Here is a 19,155-nt window from a genome sequence, read left to right as displayed (position 1 = left end):
AAAATCATAACCTATTCCGTAATAGTCGAAGTTATTCAAGCTTACGCTCCCGATGAAGGAATTGTTTACATCTGTGCATCCATATAGTCTGACTGGGCCCAAAATCCCGGATTTGAACATTTCTGGAGGAGAGATGGAATTTAGCTAAAATAAACACGGGAAGAATTAATACTCCTGTAATATTTGAAGATTGCTTTGGAACGAACTTCCTTTAGCAAACGAGGCTGCCGGACTGTGACACGAAGAGATACTAGCCAGATTACTGAGGGATTCGTTGTGGTGGACGGGGTGAAGGTCCACTACCAGCGCGCGGGTTCGGGACGGCCACTGCTGCTGCTTCACGGCCTGGTGGGATCGGCTAAGAACTGGCGGCGAAACATCAGCTTTCTCGCGCAGGACTCCGACGTCTATGCGATTGACCTGTTCAACATGGGGGAGTCAGAGCGGGTTCCCGGACTGGATGCCGGGCTTGAAGCTACGGCGGACCGGTTAGCGGCCTATATGGACGCGCTTGGTTTGGACGAGGCGGATATAGCAGCCCATTCGCACGGTGGGGCTGTGGCCATGATGTTTGCCGCGCGTCACTCGGATCGAGTGCGCAGGCTCATCCTGTTCGCACCAGCAAATCCGTTCTGCGACCTGGGACACCAGTTGATCCGGTTCTATCAGACAAGATTCGGGATCTGGGTTGCTCGGCAGATTCCTTCCTTCCCGAGGATGTTAAAGGCGACAGCGCTCAGCAGGATGTATGGGGATCCCTCCCGAGTTTCGGCCGGGGCGCTTGAGGGATATATCGAAGGACTGCATATTCCAGGAACGATGGATCACGTGCTGCAGATAGTGCAGCGCTGGTTCGTGGACATGGGGTTGCTGCGATCTGTCCTTGAGCGGTTGGTGACGAAGCCAATGCTGCTGATATGGGGCGATCGCGACAGAGCGGTGGGTTTGAACTCTGCGCGAGAGTTGCAGCGGATTCTTCCGCAGTCGAGTTTGATGGTGCTTCCGGGCGTGGGACATATCGCGTTCGAGGAGATGCCGGAGATCTGCAATACAGCGATGCGAGAGTGGTTGCAGAAACCGCTGCCTTCCGAAGCGCGCGTGACGGTGAGCCGGCATGCGGAGTCTGCCGCGTTTACCAGCCAGGCGATTAAACGAGGCGCGGCTTAGCTCGCTAACTCAAGCTAAATACGCTCTGCAGCCAGAGACGAATCTCGGCTTGCATCTGATCGAGCTTCGAGTTAGGTGACTCAGTGGTTCCCTGAAAAAAGTGGTCGGCGTCTGCTATCCAGACCAGGCGCTTTGGTTCGGGCGCTCGTGCAAAGACGCCTTCCAGAATGTCGCGCGGGCCGTATTGGTCGTGGTCGCCGCTAATGAAAAGCTTAGGCTGGGTGCATTTAGGCAGAAACTTGTAAGTGTAGTCGCGACCCTCTGCGTGAACGGGAACGCCGAGGCCGACGAGACCCTTCACGCGGGGATCTCCACAGCAGGCACGCAGTCCGACGTTCGAGCCGAAGGAGAAGCCGGCGAAGAGGATAGGCCGGTCAAAGTTGTGTTGTAACCAGTCGAGAGCTGCGAGAACGTCGTCCTGTTCTCCGAGTCCATGATCGTGAGCGCCTTCGCTGAGGCCGACTCCGCGGAAGTTGAAGCGAAGGACGGGAAGACCGAAGGAAGAGAGGGTTTTCATGGCGTGATAGACCACTTTGTTATGCATGGTTCCGCCGCCCGAGGGGTGTGGATGGCAGACGAGCGCAGCGTAAGGAGCATCGTCGCGGCCGGTGTTGAGAAGGGCTTCGAGCCGACCGGCGGGACCGCGAAGATCGTCGATCGAACGGATCTGGGAGGTAGTGGCTTGCGTCATCTGCTTCAGTTTATCGGGTGTGTTCGTTATCCGTTTTTTACAGGGGATACCGTATGCTGGAGGGCATGGCGATTGACCCTATCGAACTGACGAAACAGCTTGTAAATATTGAGTCCACTACGTATCACGAGGGTCTTGCCGGTGCTTTTCTCTATGACTATCTCGGGGCGCAGCGTTACGAGGTGGAGCGGACAGCAGTCGAGCAACCGGACCGCGCCAGCACGCCGGGAGCAGGCAGCGGAGAGCGATTCAATGTGTACGCATGCATGCCTGGAGTAACACCGGATGTGGTGCTTTCGACCCACATGGATACTGTTCCTCCTTTCTTTGGCTGCACGGAGGACGACGAGTTTTTATATGGACGGGGAACCTGTGATGCGAAGGGGATTATTGCGGCGCAGGTAGCGGCAGCGAATCGGCTGCGCGAGGGCGGAGTGAAGGTTGGATTGTTGTTTGTGGTGGGCGAGGAGCGGGATTCGGCGGGGGCTGCTGAGGCTAATCTGTCTCCGAAGGGATCGCGATTTTTGATCAACGGGGAGCCGACGGATAATCGGTTGGCGCTTGCGTCGAAGGGCGCGTTGCGGGTTGAACTAAGAGCGAAGGGCCGCATGGCGCACTCTGCCTATCCTGAGTTGGGTGAGTCGGCCATCGATAAATTGATTGAAGCGCTGCATGATGTTCTGGCGATGCCGTTGCCGACTGAGCCGGAGATTGGCCCTTCGACGTTGAACATTGGACTGATCGATGGGGGGCGTGCTCCGAATGTGATCGCGGATAAAGCAGAGGCGCACATTCTGGTTCGCTTGGTGGGGCCTTCGGATGAAGTGAGGAGGTCGATCGTTGCGGCAGTCGGTAATCGGGCCGACGTTGAGTTCAGCCTCGATCTGCCTTTTGTCAGGATGCGGAAGGTGGGAAAGCTGCCGACGATGATTGCGAAGTTTACGACGGATATTCCCAAGCTAACGGCCTGGGGCGAACCGTTTCTATTGGGGCCCGGGTCGATTCACGTCGCGCATACGCCCCAAGAGAAGATTGCGAAACGAGAGCTTCTGGAAGCGGTCGATCATTATGTGGAACTTGCCACGAGTCTTGTTCAAAACGGTTAGTTTGAGGCCAGATGCGTTCACTAAGAAAGATTCTGATCATCTTGCTGGCGGTGGCGGTTGTTGTCATTGTCTGCGCTACGTTTGTGTATCGGAACATTCCGAACGACAATACCGACCTTAGGCACTTCGACACTCTCATCGTTCTGGGAAATCCTGCCATGCCGGACGGAACGCCTTCGCCGGAGCAGCGGGAGCGTACTTTGGAGGCGGTTCGAGAGTACAAGGATGGCGTTGCCTCTCATCTGATCTTTACGGGTGGCGCAGCTCATAATCGCTTCGTGGAGGCCGATGTGATGAAGTCTTTAGCAAATGCAAACGGCGTCCCCAGCAACGACATAACGGTGGAAGATCAGGCGCAGAACACCATTCAGAATATCTTCTACAGCCGCCAGATTATGGAGGCTCATCATTGGACCAGCGCGGAAGTCATAAGTTCGCCCAGCCATCTTCCTCGTACCGGGCTGATTCTTTCTCACTACTCCTTCGCGTGGCGAACCCATGCGGCACCATGGCCGACTGGATACACGATGCTAGAGAAGCTGATGCACTTCTGCGTCGAGGCGGAGTACTGCTTAAAGCTTCGGGTCTTCGGTTTTCCTGCGTCGCGATTCCTGCCAGGGCCAGCGTGACTCACGCTTGGATTTAGCCGGAGACGACGCGGAAGGGTAGATTCCCCTGACTGTCTTCGGCGAGTACGGCGGTCTCATCTGGATTGGCAGGGTTGTAGCGAATGTTTACTGAGGGGCTGCCGGTAGACTTCGACTCCGCCTCGTGATGAGTAAGAGGTACGCTGCGAAGATAGCCGCCATAATAATCCCCGTTGATCTTGAAGTGGAACCCGGCTTCGATCTGGTAGGTGACTCCAGGTGAGGCCACGTCTTCGTCGGCGGTGAGGACTTGCCAGTGGTTGATTTCGGCCTGAGCGAGCGGCCATTGGACGGCGAGGCGAAGTTTCTTCTCGCGGTTTTTGCGGCGGAGCCTGCGGCTGATTGCGTCGATGAGAAAGATGCCGGCCATACTTGGGTAACGATTCTAATACGACAGTTTGGGACGCGTTTTCCTACGGGGTGGCGGGGCCTAAACTAGAGGGATGGCAGCAGAGTTTACCCACCTTCATCTTCATACTGACTACTCCCTCCTCGATGGCGCGTGCGATGTAGATAAACTTGCCGGGCACCTGAGCAAGATCGGCCAGACAGCGGCTGCAATGACCGACCATGGAAATATCTATGGTGCGGTGCACTTCTTCGACGCGATGCAGAAGAAGGGAATCAAACCGATTCTTGGGTGCGAACTTTATATCTGCAAGAACTACGATCATCGTGCCGCGCCGGAGGGCGATAAGTATAACCATCTGCTGGTGCTGGCTGAAAATCAGGAGGGCTATCGCAATCTGGTTCGGCTGACAAGCGAGGCGGCGCTGCATGGGTTCTATCGAAAGCCTCGTGTGTCGAAGGACTTTCTTGCGAAGCACTCTGAGGGGTTGATTGGGTTCTCGGGCTGCCTTGCGGGTGAGGTGAATCAGTTCCTGATGGAGGATAAGTACGAGGAGGCCAAGGGTACTGCTGGCTTCTACCAGGATCTTTTTGGGAAGGGGAATTATTTTCTCGAGATTCAAGACCATGGACTGGCACCGGACAAGGGCGTCTGCGATGCGTTGTTCAAGATGGAGCGCGAGCTTGGCATCCCTCTGATCGCGACCAATGATAGCCACTATGTTGCTGCGGATGATTCGCGTGCGCATGAGATTCTGCTCTGCGTGCAGACGGCCGGCAGCATGAACGACCCGAAGCGATTCAAGTTCGACACGCAGGAGTTTTACATCAAGAGCGCGGAGGAGATGCTGCGAACGTTCTCGCAGAATCCTGAGGTCTGCACACGGACGATGCAGTTTATCGAGCGCTGCAACGTGAAGATGATGAAGGTGGACAATCCGTTTCCGGATTTTGTCGTGCCAGAAGGCGAAACGCTTGACAGCTACTTCGAGCAGGTGTGTCGCCAAGGGCTGGAGATGAGGGTTGAGACGGCTGTTGCTCATCTGCGTTCCCGCGGGCTGCTGAAAAAAACGATCCCTGAGTACCACGAGCGTCTCGATCACGAACTGAACATCATCAAACAGATGAAGTTTCCCGGCTACTTCATGATTGTCTGGGACTTTATCCGGTATGCGCGTGAACAGAAGATTCCGGTGGGGCCAGGGCGTGGATCGGCTGCGGGGTCGCTGGTGGCCTATGTGATGCAGATCACGGATATAGACCCACTGCAGAACGAACTTCTGTTTGAGCGTTTTTTGAATCCGGAACGCGTGTCGATGCCGGATATCGATATCGACTTCTGCATGAACCGGCGTGGCGAGGTGATTGAATACGTCAATCGTAAGTATGGACGGGATCAGGTCGCGCAGATCATCACGTTCAATACGATGGCGGCAAAGGCTGCGATCAAGGATGTAGGCCGAGCCCTCGATATGCCATATGGCGAGGTCGACCGAATTGCGAAGATGATTCCTCCGACGATTGGGATCACGATCGATCAGGCATTGAAGGATTCGCCGCCGTTGGCGGGAGCGTACGAGGGCGATCCGAAGATCAAAGAGTTGATCGATGCGGCACTGCGGTTGGAGGGACTGGTTCGTGGTGCGGGCGTGCATGCCGCGGGTGTTGTGATCGCTCCCAAGCCGCTGACGGAGCTGGTTCCGGTGACGCGGGCAAAGAACGACGATATCGTTACCGCGTATGACATGAAGGCCGTCGAGAAGATGGGGCTTCTCAAGATGGACTTTCTTGGGCTGACGACGCTGACGGTGATTGATGACGCGTTGAAGCTGATCAAGTCTACGACCGGGACAGATGTCGATATGTCGACGATTCCGCTCGATGACGCAACGACGTATGAACAGGTCTATCACCGGGCTCTGACCTCGGGGGTGTTTCAGTTTGAGTCGGGAGGAATGCGCGATGTTCTGCGACGATATAAGCCGAACACTGTTGAGGATCTGACCGCGTTGAACGCGCTCTATCGTCCGGGGCCGATTCAGGGTGGGATGATTGACGACTTCATCGAGCGCAAGTGGGGACGACGCGCGGTGAGCTATGAGCTGCCTGAACTGGAGATGATTCTGCGCGAGACGCTGGGAGTGATCGTGTATCAGGAGCAGGTGATGCAGATCTCGAACGTGCTGGCGGGCTACTCGCTGGGCGATTCAGACCTGCTGCGTCGAGCGATGGGTAAGAAAGATCCTGCGGAGATGGCGAAACAGCGCGATCGCTTTATGAGTGGCGCGGCGGCGAACAAACATCCGAAGGATACGGCAGGGAAGATCTTCGACTTGATGGCGCAGTTTGCCGGGTATGGCTTCAATAAATCACACTCGGCCGCGTATGCGCTGCTGGCCTATCATACGGCGTGGCTGAAGACGCACTATCCGGTTGAGTTTATGGCGGCGCTGCTGACGAGCGAAACGTCGAAGCCGGAGAATGTAGTGAAGTACATCTCAGAGTGCCGCGAGATGAATATCTCGGTGGTACCGCCGAATGTACAGGTTTCGGATGCGAACTTTACACCGATCAACGGAGCGATTGGGTTTGGGTTGGCGGCGATCAAAAATGTTGGGCATAACGCGATTGAGTCGATCATTGCTGCTCGAACGGCGCTACAGGCTGCGGGAAAGAAGGGGTTTTCCAGCCTTTGGGAGTTCTGCGAAAAGGTCGATCTGCGACTGCTGAATAAGCGAGTGCTGGAGTCGCTGATCAAAGCTGGAGCAATGGATGTGTTTGGCGGTCGGGCGGCGTTGTGCGCAGCGCTGGATAAAGCGATGGAGCGAGCGCAGAAGTCGCAGCGCGATGAAGCGGCGGGTCAGCACGGGCTGTTCGGGATCTTCGATGCGGATATTCATTATCCTTCTTCGAACAATGGGGAGGAGGCTCTGCCCAGTGTGGCTGAGTGGGACGAACACACTCGGCTGCAGAACGAGAAAGAGGTGCTGGGATTCTTTGTGTCTGGGCATCCGATGGATAAATACCGCGAGAAGCTTCGGAACATGAAGGTTGTCGACACGGTGACCGCCTGTGAGATGAAGCCTGAGCCGCAGGTGTTTCGACGCGGACGAAGCGAAGAGCCGCAGAATGAGATCTCTATCGCGGGCGTGATTACAGGCTTGAAGGTCGCGAAGTCCAAGCGCTCGGGGGAGATGTACGCGCAGGCTTCGCTCGAGGACACGGTGGGCAAGATCGAGTTGATCGCGTTTCCGCAGTCGTACGAGAAGCTCGCGGAGAAGCTGAAGATCGATGTGCCTGTGGTGGTTCGGGGAGTGCTGCGCGGGGAAGAGGATTCGGCCCCGAAGCTTGCAATCTCCAGTATTCAGGCGCTGGAGGATGTGAAGATCAAGCTGCCGGATTCGTTACGAATCAAGGTTCCCTTGCATAATCCTGACGCGGCGCTGCTCGAGAAGCTGCACGCCATCCTGGTTGGAGCTCCGGGCAAGGGAAAGCTGCTGCTCGATCTTGAAGAGCCGGGGGAGTTTTGTGCGGTGCTTGAACCACACAACTGCCTGGTCGCTGCAGATCGCCTTTTCATCGATCAGGTAGAGGAGCTGGTGGGCCGCGGAGGTGTTCGCATCATCGACTAGCCGCCGATGCCATACAATCGAGAGAGAAGTTTGTGAAGCATACCTAGACAATGGCAGAACACGAGACCGGCAGAACAGCGCATTCCCAGGCAGTATCCGCACCGACTCCCGAAGCGTGGATTAAGACGGAGCTGGCGCGGCACCCCCAGCGCCCCTACCCGATGGATTTCATTGCAGCATTGTTCACCGACTTCAGCGAGATCCACGGCGACCGCGCTTTTGGCGACGATGCCGCGATGAGTTGTGGGATGGCCGCCTTTCACGGCGAGCCGGTGATCGTGATCGGGAACCTGAAGGGGCGGACGCTGAAGGAGCGGGTGGCGCGGAAGTTTGGCAGCCCTGATCCGGAAGGATACCGTAAGGCTCTGCGGGCGATGAAGATTGCTGAGAAGTTTGGCCGGCCTGTGTTTACCTTCCTCGATCTGGCTGGGGCGAATCCTGGCATCGGAGCCGAGGAGCGCGGGCAGGGGGAGGCGATCGCACGGAATCTGCTGGAGATGTCTCGGCTGCGGGTGCCGACCATCGCCACGATTACGGGTGAGGGCGGTTCCGGCGGTGCGTTGGCGCTGGCAGTAGCCGATCGCGTGTTGATGCTCGAAAACGCAATTTACTCAGTGATCTCTCCAGAGGGTTGCGCGTCGATCATGTGGAAGGATGCGAGCAAGAAACAGCAGGCAGCGACGGCTTTGAAGTACACCGCTGTGGACGTCAAAATACTTGGCTGTGTCGATGAGGTATTGCCGGAGCCGTGGGGTGGGACGCAGAACAATCCGGAAGAGGCCATGGCGCTGGTCGACGAAAGACTGCGCGGCAATCTCGCAGAGCTTCGGGCACTGCCGCTCGAGACACTGCTGGAGCAGCGGTATACCAAGTTTCGTAATATTGCGCAGTTTTACACCACCGCTTAGCGGAACCACCGTTTCTGGAGCAGCCAGCGTTGCAATCCCTCAATTCGACACACTCAGGCCGCTCTGAGCGCACCTTGCAGCTGGCGCTCTTCGTAACATCTGCGACCTGGTTTGTGGCTTCGGACATTCTGGCGGGACGCTCGGCGCGTGGCCTTTCGGAGCGATTTGGCCTTGACGCGGAAAGACCGCTGCTTGCGGCACTCTTTCTTCTTTTTTTGTTGGCGGTCGGATTTTCGATTCTGCAGGCGATTGCGCATCGACACTCTTCGCTTCGGGAGGTTCTGGGCCTTCCAAAGCGGTCGACATCGCGGCGGGAGTGGACCCTTGGGGTCGCTGTTGGCTGGGGTTGCGTTGTTCTGGCCATTCTTCCGATGACGCTGACGGGAAAGTTGGACGTGCAGTTGTGGTTGCAGCCGCGGTCGATCTTGCTGCTGCTTTTGAATCTTGTAACACTGGCAGTCGCGGCGCTGGCCGAGGAGGTGGCGTTTCGCGGCTACCCTTTTCGGCGTCTGATTGAGGCGATTGGACCAGTAGCGGCGACCGTCGGAATGTCTCTTCTCTTTGGGGTGGGACACGCACTGAATCCGGGGGCTACCTGGACCAGCGTCTTTGTGACGATGCTGGCCGGTCTGCTGCTGTCAGTGGCGTGGCTCCGGACCCATGGGCTATGGCTACCCTGGGGACTTCACTTTGCCTGGAACGCCAGCATCGGCATTCTATTTGGCCTTCCGATCAGCGGAATCAGTGACTTCGCCAGCGTGGTGCAGACGCGGGCCTTTGGGCCTCTGTGGCTGACGGGAGGGAACTACGGACCCGAGGGGGCGGTTTTCACTGTTTTCGTTTTGCTGATCGCTGTTGTCGTTCTGATCCGTATTACTCGCGACTATGCATGGGATTACACCCACAGGCCGATTGTTGCGGGTGGCTATGCGGTTGAGGTTCAGCCACCGCCGGCGCATGTAGCGATGGAGCAGGAGGCAAAACCGGCGGGGGCCTCCCTGGTTCAGATTCTTCCGGTTACTCCTCAGGCGCGTTCGGTTGGCGAGGAACCGAAGCTCTAGGCGGGTGGGATTGAGGCGCTTTTATTTTGATTTTGGGACTCTAACGCTACTTCCCTGTGGTCTGATCAAAATTCGTGAACCGGCTCTTGTCAAAGGGGAAGAGAAAGCGCAAGCTGGTGTATCTGAGGTGCTTCGATGGCACTTTTTCACTACAGATCGGCTCTCTTACTGGGTAGTCTGGCACTGTCGTCGCTCTGCTTGAAGACGGCTCATAGTCAGGTCTTTGTGGTCGGCGAAGGTACTGCGACCGCTGACATCTCTACGGATTTCTCCCCTACGCATGTCTCTTTGCCAGATGCTCCTATGACGGAACGTGGGCGTCGTGAGCTGGTCCGGAATCTTGAGGCGGAGCAGGGGTTTGCTCATCGTGCGTTGCCGGTGAGCGCGGCTGTGACGCTGCGAGCGAACGGGCCGATCAGTCCCGGTGGGGCAGAGTACAGAAAGATGATCTACCAGAAGGGTGAGGCTGCGGCGCTGGGAGACCGCGTCATCATTACCTCTTTGGAGATCAAGCCGGATCGGATTGTGCTGGACCTCAACGGCGGTCCGTATGTGAAGCATCGGTTTTTGAGTCATGTTCAGATCAATGACGCGCCGGTTGCACGGACGAACCAGGATAGGGCCTCAGGGTCGCGAATTACGTTGATCTTCGAGGGGCACGTTCCGGAGATTTCTGCGCCGGAGGTAAAGGCGTTGCTGGAGCCGGTGATCGATTTCGGAGTGAAGACCTCTGAGCAGGCCTATGCGGACACTCTGCCGCCTGTGTTGAAGGAGGCGATTGCTGCGCACGAAGTTCTGGTGGGGATGAACCATCGAATGGTGCTGGCGGCGCTGGGCGCACCAGAGAACAAGATGCGGGACCAGCCGAGCGGAGATCCGAGCGGTGGGCGATACGAGGAGTGGATCTATGGCCACGTCCCGCAGACGATTCGGTTTGTGCGGTTTGTAGGGGACCGCGTGACGGTCGTGGAGATTGCGGCGCTGGGTAAGCCGATCGAGATTCATGACAAGGATGAGATGGCCGGCTACAACTCCGGCGAGCCGGCACGTGAGGTCGCGATGGGAGATAAGGCCGCTGATGGAACTGAGAAGACGAATGCGCCGCCGACGTTGCTAAAGCCGGGTGAGGCGGCGTCTGCAGGCCGTACCGACAATAAGGTTCAATTTCCCGATGACAAGAAGGGGGGAGCGTCTGCGCCTGCCTCGCCGGCACAGCCGCCTTCGAACAACCTTGCATTGGCTCAGCAGCCACGTTAGGGCCGTGGTAGTGTAGACTTGTAGGAGAGCTTCAATCGCAGTTCTTCTCCTCCGATTCCCGCCGTGGTTCGTCCCGGACAATCTTTACGAGAAGCACCGGATGATGAGATTCTGCTTGCCCGCGCGGGTCTAGCCGATCGAGATATCCAATGCGTGGGCCGAGATATTTGTAACGTTCGTATTAGGGAGAGCAAGCATTATGGCGAAGATTGCCAAGACCGGCGACCGTAAGAAGGTCATGGATACTAACAAGAGCACGGATTGTCCGAAGTGCTCCAAACCAACTCGCATTGTGAAGCGCGTGAAGGACCGGGAGCGCGGTACTCCTGGCGGAGTGTATATCTCCTGCTCAGCGTGCGATTTCTTCGAGAAACTCTAAGCGAAAGATTCAACCAAGATGCCACAGGATAAGGAGCCCCGTGTGGGCTCTTTGTCGTGTGTGGGCCTTTCTTTTGAGTGTCTTGGTAGAGCTGGGTTTCGTTGAAGTTTGTGCACCAAAGTTGTACAGATAATTTACCGGTAGAGACTTGACGATTGTTGCTTCATACGGGCAGACTCGACGCTGGAAAGTAGGAACCCCGTTTTTATGATGACCAGCAGCTCTGCCCTGACCTCCTCTGCTTTTGCGCCTCTTCCGCACTTCACTCGCCCCACATTTCTGATGTGTCCGCCAGAGTTTTATGACGTGGACTACGTGATCAACCCGTGGATGGCGGGGAATCTGCATCGACCGTCGCGGGATACTGCGTTTATGCAGTGGAAGAACCTGTACCGGCAGCTGCAGCGGGTGGCGGATGTTCGCTTGCTGCATGCTCGGGAGGGGTCGCCGGATATGGTGTTTGTGGCGCATGCGGCGGTGGTGCAGCATGGGCTGGCGGCGGTGTCGAGCTTTGCTCATCCGCAGCGGCAGACCGAGGAGGGGCATCTGCGAAAGTGGTTGCAGGACGCGGGTTTCCTGCTGTGGGAGACGCCGCGGGAGACTTCGTTCGAAGGCGAGGGAGATGCGCTCTTTGACGCCAGTGGCGGCCATCTTTGGGCGGCACATGGGGTCAGGACTTGCAAGCACAGCCATCGGCATCTGGGGGATGCGTGGCATACGCGGGTGACTTCGCTGCATCTGGTGGATCCGCGGTTTTATCATTTGGACCTTTGTTTTGCGCCACTTAGCGGGGGGTATCTGCTTTACTTTCCGGGCGCCTTCGATGCGGCTTCGCTGGAGAAGATCCATGCGGCATATGGGGCGGATAAGCGGATTGTTGTCAGCGAGTTAGAGGCTACGCAGTTTGTCTGCAATGTGATCAACGTGGGGCGGGATGTTTTGCTGGGTGCGGTGGAGACGGATCTGGCTAAACGGTTGATGGAGCGTGGTTTCGATGTGACCGAGATGCCTTTGGGCGAGTTCCAGCGCGGGGGCGGGTCGGCGAAGGCGCTGGCTCTGCGGTTGAGCGATTCGGCGCTTGCTCTGGGGGATCCTCGGATCGAGTCAACGCTTTAGATTTTCATCTTTGTGGATGATTTTTTTCTGGTGTGGTTGAGAGGCGTTTTTTCTGGGGTTTTTCCAGAAAAGCGCCTCTTTCGCGTGGTGTTTTGGTGGTGAAGTTGTGGTGTTTTGTGTGGTGGATGTGGTGTTTTGGCATCGATCTTTTTGGCTGCTAAAAATACGCCAACTTTTTGAACTTTTTCTTGATTTTTTTTCGGGCGCCCCCCGCCACCTAACCAAACCTGTTTATCGATTGAGATCCTGCATCCCACCCTTCGCAAGAACGCGAAGGATGGGGCACCCGATCGTTGTAGGTAGTCAGGTGTTGAACAGAAGAAAGAGGGAGACGCGGAATGAGCGCCTCCCTCGAGTTTGCGGTTCGGCCGATTGGTTAGAATTGGCCGCCGTAGCCGAGGAACTTGCGCAATCCGTCGCCCGTTCGCCAGGTGGACTGGGATTCGTTCTTGATTAAGTCGCGGAATGCGACGTGGGCGATCTCGGACTTGATCTGCTGGAAGCGCAGCGAGTTGGGATCGAGGGGATTGCCGGGCAGATGCGCGGCTAGCTCATTGGGAAGATAGTTGTTGACGAGCGCGTCGTAGCCCTCCTGGGCACGGGGGTCGCGGGGGTGGCTGAAGAGCTCGAGCTGACCGGCTTTGGTGGAGTAGTCGTAGAACTCGAGCTGTACGCTGGTGGGGTCGATCCGGGTGGATAGGGGCAACCAGTCGTAGTAGGCACCCACCTTGGTCTCGCAGGTGGTGAGGGAGAGGATGTTGGTTGGGGCTCCGTTGAAGTTGAAGAAGCCGGGAGCGATCTCGTCCGTGGCGAAGAGGAGGTAGTCCCGGCCGGGGGCCCAGCGCGACTTGAGCATGGAGTACATGTCGTGCCGGTTGGTGTAGATCTGGTCATAGGGATGCTTCGTTAGCCAGGTTGTGTCGCCCTTGTGGCCGAGGGTGACGAACATATTCAGCAGGTCGACGGAGGAGCAGAGGCCGGTGCGGATGGTGTTGGTGTCGCCTGTGAAACGGCCGCTGGGATCCATGACGATGAGGGGGATGTGGGTGGCCTCGTCATAGACGGTGCCGATTTTACCCTGAACGAAGCCGTGGGCACCGTTGTACTCACCGTGGTCCGAGGCGAAGATGATGATGGTGTTGTCGATGATGCTCTGCGGCAGGTTGTGGAGCTGATCAAGGAGGTCGCCGATCTCTTCATCGATGATCTTGGTGATCTGGTTATAGCTGTCCAGGCCGCGCTGCCAGTAGTGGAACGGTGCGTTGCCTATGCCGAAGCCGGTGCTTCCGTCGGGTCCGTCAGGGTAAGGAACGACCTTGAATCCCAACTGAAACGGGTTCGTGGCGATATCTCCCCAGACCATCGCTGAAATCTTCTGAAAGTAGGCATGGGTAGTGGGTTTGCCGGTTGCAGCATAGTTACTGGGGTCCTGCCAGTTGGTCGGAAGGATGGGATTGCCGAAGGGCGGTGGAGATTTGAGCTTATTGGTGTTCCAGTTCACGATCGGCGGACTGTTTGTATAGTCCTGGTTCTGATTGAGTGGGGCGTTTGGGTGGTTTTTGTTGTAGTTCGCGAAGAGGTTGGTGTAGGTGAGAAACTCGGTGCCGGCGGGGAAGAACTCGCGATCGTGCGGGTTGACATAACCGACAGTCAGAAACCACGGGGCATCGGTGGTCTTGACGTTCTGCAGGTAGGCGATGGCCTGACCGGTGGTGTAGGCGTCGTTGTTGTACGGGGGGGGGCACCGCTGGGTCTTGGCCGGGCGCGGGGGGAGTTTGGTCGCCGTAGGTTCCCTGCAGGTTGTACCCGGTCGGGTCGGGTGGGCTGTTCCAGGCGAATCCGTAGGGGACCAGGGTGTCGTTGGGGCCGCTGGCGACGGAGACGTGCCACTTGCCGAAGTATGGCGTGGTATAGCCGGCTGACTGAAGGAGCTTGCCGAAGGTAGGAAATGCAGGATTGAGGACAGGAACTTTGGGATTCGTAGTGATAGTGCCGATGAGCCAGCTCTGATGGGAGTAGAGGCCGGTGATGATGGTGCCGCGAGCCGGCGTGCAGGCGCAGGCCGCTGTGTGGTAGTTGGAGAACTTTACGCCGCGCTTCCAGATGTGCTTGTAGAGGTTCGGCATGAAGCGCTTGAAGTATTCTTCGGCGCTGTCGACGCCGATGGGGAAGACGGAGGGCCAACGCAGCTCGTCGACGAGGATGAAGATGACGTTGGGTTTCGCTCCTGGCTCGGTAATGTTTTGAGAGAGACCAAGGCGACTGGCGACAGTGGCGCCTGCGACGGCGGCGGTGGTTTTCAGGAAGTCTCTGCGCTTCATAATGTATTTTCTCCAATGGATGAAATTCGTTGCTGCTGAGAGTGAACTTCGGAGAAGCCCGAAGTCGAAATAGCAACCCACGTAGGGAGATAACCGAGACACAATGGTTGACCTGAATTTGTTCCAGAGCCCCTTTTAGCTGATGCACCATGCAAAACAGCTTTTTTCGAGAGCGGATGAGGGCTCTCGATGAGGCGCCGGTTTAGTGGAATGAATCGGGTAGCCGGTGGATTCCTGGGGGATTCAGGGGGTCAATAGATTTTTGGAGGACCAGGGCCGATGAGAGTCGCGAGGGAAGATCACTTACGCGACGGGCAAATTCTACCCCGGGTGCTAAGAGGGGTCAATGCCGTACTTGGTAAAGATCGAATGAACATTGTCTGGCTTGTGCGAACTACGTCTCAGGGGTCAACAACGGTTCGTTGAACAACTTGCCACCTCGGCATGCTTATCGCTCCCTGATCTCAGTGGCGATAATAGGTCGACTCACTCATTGAGCCCTGTACAGGGCGTCTCGGGCGTTACGGGTGGTTTGTCGGCAACTCGGAAGTTGAACCAGCCAGCTTCGTCACCGTCTTGTCCCCACCCTTCGCGAGCTATTTTTTCTGGAGGGCTTCGGCTTTGGCGATCTCGTCGAGGATGGCTTGGGCGGCGGCTGCGGGGTTCGGCGCCTGGGTGATGGGGCGCCCTACGACCAGCATGGAGGCTCCTGCGGCGATGGCCTGGGCTGGGGTGGCGATGCGCTTCTGGTCGCCGACGGCCGTGCCTGCGGGGCGGATTCCCGGGATGACGAGGAGGGTGTCGGGGCCGGTGGCTGCGCGGACGGCGGCGACCTCTTCGGCGGAGCAGACGAAGCCGTCTATGCCGGATTGGGTGGCAAGCTTGGCGAGGAGGAGGACCTGGTCGGCGAGGGAGGCAGTGATGCCTGTGCCTGCAAGCTGAGCGGCGTCCATGCTGGTGAGGACGGTGACGGCGAGGATGCGGGGGGAGCCGGAGGCGCGAGCGGCTTCGGCTGCGGCGGCCATCATGGCGGCGCCTCCGCTGGCGTGGAGGGTGAGGAGACCTGCTCCGGCTTGGGTGGCTGCGCGGACGGCGCCGGCTACGGTGTTGGGGATGTCGTGGAGTTTGAGGTCGAGGAAGACGTCGAAGCCGCGGTCTCGGAGTTCGCGGACGATGGTGTTGCCGGCGGCGTAGTAGAGCTCCATGCCTACCTTGAACCACTGGCAGGTGTGGCCGAGAGTGTCGACTAGTTTCATGGCTTGATAGGCGTCTGGGTAGTCGAGGGCTACGGCGAGGCGGGTTTTCGCGTCGGGCATGAGGTTAGTTTAACTTTTGTGAAGTTGGATGGGTGGATAAAGTTGAACGGTGATGGGATGTGCGTCGGCGGTTGGGTGCAGGTTTGACTAGCGAATGGCCATACATGTGATGAAACTGCACGAATGTCCCACTACGGAGCATTAGGCGGCTTTCGATAGGTTGCACACAGCGGAGCAATCCCTCGCCGCAGATCCAATCCATACTTCTCTGCGAGGTTCTCCTGGCGCTCCCCGCATATTGCGTGGCCCATCTCATGGGTGACCGCATAATCGAGAATACTTCCGGGTGGCAGACCAAATCTGCGAGCTACCATTGACTGTCGAGAGTCTGCGGTTTCGAAGAGTTCCTCTTCGAACACGGTGACGCGAGCGCTGAGTTCGCTGAACGCGGGCGATTCAGGATCCCCGCCCAACTGCTTTATCGTCTGCCTCCAGTGTGCTGAACCTGCGAGCACGAATGTCCACTGCCCCATTCGTTCAGTTGGATACCTTTCGAGAACCTTTGCCAGCAACGCGACGCTGGTAAGACATTGTGATGGGTCGTAGTCGGTCGTGCAGGAGAAAGAGATGGCGTGCGAAAGAGACGCAGGGCGATTTGGGAGGTCTATCGGCAGAATCTTAATTGAGGTCGTTTGCGCATTGAGCAAAGACACATAAAGAAAGATGACGGCAGTGAAGATTTTCATGGCGGATACCTCATCGGTACCCGCCTACGTTGCTCGCTTCGACCTGCTACCTCAATGCAAGGCAGGTCGTAATGTGTGTCACAAAAAGATCACTGACTAAACTTCGCTTTTTTATTGAGATAGCGGTGTAGAGGCGGCGAGCCGGGTTCACAGGGTCCTAGGATGCTGATCTCTGAACAGAACTTTTCCGGCCTTGAGCGAAACGGTTCCAGCCCACTACCCAGGTCGCGCGACCTCAAAACAAAATAGTTCCAGGTCATCGATTTCGTTGAGCAAAATCAATGATGTAGCGGTTCTCGCTGAGGCGTGGCTCTATCCTCAAAAGGGGGCCGAAATGATAAACTCCGCTCGACAGGTGAGCAATGGCCGACCGCGCAGAGGTTTCCGGCTCAATACGGTTCGCTCCGTTTGAGCTAGTGCTCGAACCTGAAGAGCTGCGCAGGAATGGGATACGAGTCAAGGTGTCTGGACAGGCACTTCAGGTTCTTATTGTCCTGGCGTCGGAACCTGGGCGACTCGTGACTCGGGAACACCTTCATAAGGTACTCTGGCCGGCGACGTCATTCGGCGACTTCGAACACGGCCTGAACGCTGCTGTGAATCGACTTCGAGAGATTCTTGGCGACTCCGCCGTGAATCCTAAATACATCGAGACAATCCCGCGCCAAGGCTATCGATTTATCGCTGCGACGAATGTCGAAGCCGAGCAGGTGACGTCACTGCCGCATATTGCTTCGAGTGAACCTCCGAGACCGCCTGCAAAGCAACCTCTTCGAAGGTGGTGGATTGCGTTGGGCGTTGCAGCATGTATCCTCATCGGCCTGGCAGGCCTTCGACTTAAAACCAGGTTTGAAGAAGCGTCGCGACTGTCAAGGATTCAGCGTCTCTCTGTTGTTCCGCTTACGTCTCTGCCAGGCAATGTGATCTCGCCCGCCTTTTCCCCGGATGGGAGCGAGGTCGCATTCGGGTGGGACGGCGAGACGAATGGTGCAGGATACGATCTCTATGTGAAGGCGATAGGTTCCGAGAATCCATTGCGTATCACTCGGCACCCGTCCGAAAAACTCTCGATAGCCTGGTCGCCGGATGGGAGCGACATCGCGATCAGCCGCGTTTCAAAAGAGGGGGCTTCGGGTATCTTTCTCGTTCCGCCGACCGGTGGGCCGGAACGGAAAATTTATTCTCGAAGCACCACGTACTGGTATGGGAATGAACTCAGCTGGTCTTCTGACGGCAAGTATCTCGCTTTCACGGACCATCCCGAGACCTCCTACCAATCGATAATTCTTTACTTGCTTTCAATGAGCACATTGAAGGCGACGCCAGTGAAAACGGACTGTAAGTTTGCAGTCGCGCCTTCTTTTGCCCCAAAAGGCGAACTGCTGGCATGGGTTTGTATGGATCAGCTGGGAAGCGAGTCTTTACGTCTGCTGAATTTGGCCGATGGAAGGACCACAGAGCTACTGAAGGGGCATGACATGATCGGCGGCATCACCTGGGCGAGAGGTGGCGATAGCATCCTCTACAGTTCCTCCCTGATTGGAGGCGGCCTTTGGGAGGTCGTTCTCGCTCACCCGGAGCGGGCGCAAAGATTACCGATTGGACATGACGTTTCCGATGTGACCGTGAGTTCGTCCGGCCATCGCCTTGTCTATTTGCAAAGCTCGACCAATACGAATATCTGGCAGCTTGATCTTCAAGGATCTCCAGCGCAAGCGCACAAGCTGATCGTCTCTTCGGCCGAACAGGAATCAGCCAGCATCTCGCCAGATGGCAAGAGAATAACGTTCGAGTCTAACCGCAGCGGAGCCCTTGAAATTTGGGTCTGCGATAGTGACGGATCCAACGTGCTCCAACTGACCTCCTTTCGTGTTATTTCAACTGGCTCGCCGCGCTGGTCTCCCGACGGAGGCCTGATCGCTTTTGACTCACGATTCGGTGGCGAATCCAATCTATACACGGTCGATCCGGCGGGAGGCGTTCCAGTCAAACTAGATATTGACGTGCCCGACAAATCACAGCCTAGCTGGTCACCAGACGGGAAGTGGATCTACTTCACGCAGGGCGAGGACTTTGGCGAACCCTCCGTCTGGAGGGCGCCGTCGCGCGGTGGTCGTGCGGTGCAGGTTGCAAGCGCTCCGGCGGCCGTGCCTTTTGCGTCATCTGACGATCGGTATGTTTACTTCTTCCGGAAAAAGAGGCTCTGGCGCATGATGCCAGATGGCGCTTCGCCCGAAGAGGTAAAAGGTATGCCGGAGCTAAGCTTCCAAGGAACCGAATGGTTTCCCACCAAAGCGGGAATCTACTTCATGTCGCACGAGAGCGGTAAGACGACGATCGAGCTGTACGACACTAGAACGCAAAAGATTCGCACTGTTTTCACGCTGGAGAAGGCTCCTCCGTATTGGATCGGCGCAATGCCGGTTTCTCCGGATGGTACGTGGATGCTGTTCCCCCAAGTCGATGGGCATTCCAGCAATCTGATGATGGTTGAAAACATGCAGTAGATCCCGGACTATG

At 56.9% G+C, this 19,155-nt stretch carries 16 protein-coding genes and 1 pseudogene; 10 read left to right on the top strand and 7 right to left on the bottom strand.

From position 1 onward, the window contains the following. Nucleotides 1-234: 234 nt before the first annotated feature. A complete protein-coding gene (locus HDF10_RS18715; protein ID WP_311732818.1) occupies nt 235-1,167 on the top strand; it encodes an alpha/beta fold hydrolase in 933 nt (310 codons plus the stop codon). A gap of 4 nt (nt 1,168-1,171) precedes the next feature. Here HDF10_RS18715 and HDF10_RS18710 read toward each other — a convergent pair whose 3' ends face one another. Further along, nucleotides 1,172-1,858: an alpha/beta hydrolase gene (locus tag HDF10_RS18710; RefSeq protein ID WP_183816122.1), complete on the bottom strand. Its 687-nt coding sequence runs from the start codon at nt 1,856-1,858 to the stop codon at nt 1,172-1,174. A gap of 65 nt (nt 1,859-1,923) precedes the next feature. On the opposite strand from HDF10_RS18710, the gene HDF10_RS18705 reads away from it, so the two are divergent. Both HDF10_RS18705 and HDF10_RS18700 read left to right on the top strand, forming a co-directional pair. After that, nucleotides 1,924-2,964, top strand: a complete 1,041-nt coding sequence (locus HDF10_RS18705) for a M20/M25/M40 family metallo-hydrolase (protein ID WP_183816120.1) — start codon at nt 1,924-1,926, stop codon at nt 2,962-2,964. Nucleotides 2,965-2,975: 11 nt separating this feature from the next. After that, the gene (locus HDF10_RS18700) at nt 2,976-3,593 is read left to right on the top strand and encodes a YdcF family protein (protein ID WP_260177993.1); all 618 of its coding nucleotides are present in this window, start codon (nt 2,976-2,978) and stop codon (nt 3,591-3,593) included. A 13-nt stretch (nt 3,594-3,606) separates the two neighbouring features. On the opposite strand, the gene HDF10_RS18695 is transcribed toward HDF10_RS18700, so the two are convergent. Continuing rightward, nucleotides 3,607-3,981, bottom strand: coding sequence for a DUF3592 domain-containing protein (locus HDF10_RS18695; protein WP_183816118.1), 375 nt, complete (start codon nt 3,979-3,981; stop codon nt 3,607-3,609). A 73-nt stretch (nt 3,982-4,054) separates the two neighbouring features. Here HDF10_RS18695 and dnaE point away from each other — a divergent pair, with 73 nt between their 5' ends. The 6 genes from dnaE to HDF10_RS18665 all read left to right on the top strand — a co-directional run bounded on the left by dnaE (nt 4,055) and on the right by HDF10_RS18665 (nt 12,312). Beyond that, entirely contained in the window at nt 4,055-7,591 is a 3,537-nt protein-coding gene (gene dnaE / locus HDF10_RS18690) for a DNA polymerase III subunit alpha (protein ID WP_183816116.1), read from the top strand. 50 nt (nt 7,592-7,641) lie between these two features. Further along, nucleotides 7,642-8,499 (top strand): acetyl-CoA carboxylase carboxyltransferase subunit alpha, encoded by an 858-nt coding sequence (locus HDF10_RS18685; protein ID WP_183816114.1) that lies wholly within the window; start codon nt 7,642-7,644, stop codon nt 8,497-8,499. Nucleotides 8,500-8,528: 29 nt separating this feature from the next. Continuing rightward, nucleotides 8,529-9,560 carry a CPBP family intramembrane glutamic endopeptidase gene (locus HDF10_RS18680; RefSeq protein WP_183816112.1) on the top strand — a complete coding sequence of 344 codons (1,032 nt, stop codon included), beginning with the start codon at nt 8,529-8,531 and terminating at the stop codon, nt 9,558-9,560. A gap of 303 nt (nt 9,561-9,863) precedes the next feature. Further along, nucleotides 9,864-10,817, top strand: a complete 954-nt coding sequence (locus tag HDF10_RS18675; RefSeq protein ID WP_183816110.1) for a hypothetical protein — start codon at nt 9,864-9,866, stop codon at nt 10,815-10,817. Nucleotides 10,818-11,016: 199 nt separating this feature from the next. Beyond that, nucleotides 11,017-11,196, top strand: coding sequence for an Rcat domain-containing protein (locus tag HDF10_RS18670; protein WP_020713649.1), 180 nt, complete (start codon nt 11,017-11,019; stop codon nt 11,194-11,196). Between the two features lie 207 nt (nt 11,197-11,403). Beyond that, nucleotides 11,404-12,312 (top strand): dimethylarginine dimethylaminohydrolase family protein, encoded by a 909-nt coding sequence (locus HDF10_RS18665; protein WP_183816108.1) that lies wholly within the window; start codon nt 11,404-11,406, stop codon nt 12,310-12,312. On the opposite strand, the gene HDF10_RS18660 is transcribed toward HDF10_RS18665, so the two are convergent. The 5 genes and pseudogenes from HDF10_RS18660 to HDF10_RS18640 all read right to left on the bottom strand — a co-directional run bounded on the left by HDF10_RS18660 (nt 12,309) and on the right by HDF10_RS18640 (nt 16,635). Further along, nucleotides 12,309-12,569, bottom strand: a complete 261-nt coding sequence (locus HDF10_RS18660) for a hypothetical protein (protein WP_183816106.1) — start codon at nt 12,567-12,569, stop codon at nt 12,309-12,311. The two genes, HDF10_RS18665 and HDF10_RS18660, sit on opposite strands and share 4 nt — an antisense overlap. Before the next feature lie 119 nt (nt 12,570-12,688). Beyond that, nucleotides 12,689-14,224 (bottom strand): sulfatase-like hydrolase/transferase, encoded by a 1,536-nt coding sequence (locus HDF10_RS18655; protein WP_311732824.1) that lies wholly within the window; start codon nt 14,222-14,224, stop codon nt 12,689-12,691. Further along, nucleotides 14,196-14,633 (bottom strand): annotated as a pseudogene (locus HDF10_RS21060) (sulfatase-like hydrolase/transferase); the annotation flags it as partial. The gene HDF10_RS18655 and the pseudogene HDF10_RS21060, both read right to left, overlap by 29 nt. A 596-nt stretch (nt 14,634-15,229) precedes the next feature. Continuing rightward, nucleotides 15,230-15,949 (bottom strand): orotidine-5'-phosphate decarboxylase, encoded by a 720-nt coding sequence (pyrF, locus tag HDF10_RS18645; protein WP_183816100.1) that lies wholly within the window; start codon nt 15,947-15,949, stop codon nt 15,230-15,232. A 131-nt stretch (nt 15,950-16,080) separates the two neighbouring features. After that, a complete protein-coding gene (locus tag HDF10_RS18640; protein ID WP_183816098.1) occupies nt 16,081-16,635 on the bottom strand; it encodes a hypothetical protein in 555 nt (184 codons plus the stop codon). 362 nt (nt 16,636-16,997) lie between these two features. Here HDF10_RS18640 and HDF10_RS18635 point away from each other — a divergent pair, with 362 nt between their 5' ends. Then, complete coding sequence (locus HDF10_RS18635; RefSeq protein WP_183816096.1) at nt 16,998-19,142, top strand: winged helix-turn-helix domain-containing protein; 2,145 nt, start codon at nt 16,998-17,000, stop codon at nt 19,140-19,142. The last annotated feature ends 13 nt before the right edge of the window (nt 19,143-19,155 follow it).

Origin of the sequence: Tunturiibacter empetritectus (assembly GCF_014201375.1) — a bacterium.
Taxonomy (GTDB): domain Bacteria; phylum Acidobacteriota; class Terriglobia; order Terriglobales; family Acidobacteriaceae; genus Edaphobacter; species Edaphobacter lichenicola_D.
The sequence above is the reverse complement of the archived record's forward strand: the minus strand, read 5'-3'. Positions and strand labels throughout refer to the sequence as shown.

Coding starts and splice junctions, on each gene's coding strand:
- HDF10_RS18710 (WP_183816122.1), bottom strand. CDS start 1,858: ATGACGCAAGCCACTACCTCCCAGATCCGTTCGATCGACGATCTTCGC.
- HDF10_RS18705 (WP_183816120.1), top strand. CDS start 1,924: ATGGCGATTGACCCTATCGAACTGACGAAACAGCTTGTAAATATTGAG.
- HDF10_RS18700 (WP_260177993.1), top strand. CDS start 2,976: ATGCGTTCACTAAGAAAGATTCTGATCATCTTGCTGGCGGTGGCGGTT.
- HDF10_RS18695 (WP_183816118.1), bottom strand. CDS start 3,981: ATGGCCGGCATCTTTCTCATCGACGCAATCAGCCGCAGGCTCCGCCGC.
- dnaE (WP_183816116.1), top strand. CDS start 4,055: ATGGCAGCAGAGTTTACCCACCTTCATCTTCATACTGACTACTCCCTC.
- HDF10_RS18685 (WP_183816114.1), top strand. CDS start 7,642: ATGGCAGAACACGAGACCGGCAGAACAGCGCATTCCCAGGCAGTATCC.
- HDF10_RS18675 (WP_183816110.1), top strand. CDS start 9,864: ATGACGGAACGTGGGCGTCGTGAGCTGGTCCGGAATCTTGAGGCGGAG.
- HDF10_RS18670 (WP_020713649.1), top strand. CDS start 11,017: ATGGCGAAGATTGCCAAGACCGGCGACCGTAAGAAGGTCATGGATACT.
- HDF10_RS18665 (WP_183816108.1), top strand. CDS start 11,404: ATGATGACCAGCAGCTCTGCCCTGACCTCCTCTGCTTTTGCGCCTCTT.
- pyrF (WP_183816100.1), bottom strand. CDS start 15,949: ATGCCCGACGCGAAAACCCGCCTCGCCGTAGCCCTCGACTACCCAGAC.
- HDF10_RS18640 (WP_183816098.1), bottom strand. CDS start 16,635: ATGAAAATCTTCACTGCCGTCATCTTTCTTTATGTGTCTTTGCTCAAT.
- HDF10_RS18635 (WP_183816096.1), top strand. CDS start 16,998: ATGGCCGACCGCGCAGAGGTTTCCGGCTCAATACGGTTCGCTCCGTTT.